We start from the raw sequence: 381 nt of genomic DNA, 5'->3' as shown, positions 1-381 counted from the left end.
ATCGCCTCAGCGACGCAACTGGTTCGCCCAGTCCTGCGGGACGCGGTCGGCGGGTCCCGGCGAGGGTTGGTCCGAGGGGTGGCCGCCCGGCGGCTTCAGCTCCGGACCCGACTCGATCATGGCGTCGGTGGCGTAGTTCCAGAACCATTCCTCGCCCGGCTCGAAGCTCTGCACCAGCGGATGGCCGCTCGACTTCCAGTGCGCGGTGGCGTGTTGCCCCGGTGAGGAGTCGCAGCAACCGACGTGGCCGCACTGGGCGCAGCGCCGCAGGTGGAACCACCAGCCGCCCGCCTCGTCGCAGTCGGCGCAGCCGGGTCCGGTGGGCGGGACGCTCGGGTCGATGCCCTCGATGCCGTCGATGCCGGTCATACGGAGTCCTCC

The 381-nt window shown here is 71.7% G+C and carries 1 protein-coding gene; it reads right to left on the bottom strand.

Annotation, left to right across the window (positions count from 1 at the left end):
- Nucleotides 1–6: 6 nt before the first annotated feature.
- The gene (locus G3I71_RS50000) at nt 7–369 is read right to left on the bottom strand and encodes a UBP-type zinc finger domain-containing protein (protein WP_203733305.1); all 363 of its coding nucleotides are present in this window, start codon (nt 367–369) and stop codon (nt 7–9) included.
- Nucleotides 370–381: the final 12 nt, after the last annotated feature.

Origin of the sequence: Streptomyces sp. SID12501 (assembly GCF_010550245.1) — a bacterium.
In the GTDB taxonomy this organism is placed as follows: domain Bacteria; phylum Actinomycetota; class Actinomycetes; order Streptomycetales; family Streptomycetaceae; genus Streptomyces.
Note: the sequence above shows the minus strand (reverse complement) of the source record. Positions and strands in the feature narration are given on the sequence as shown.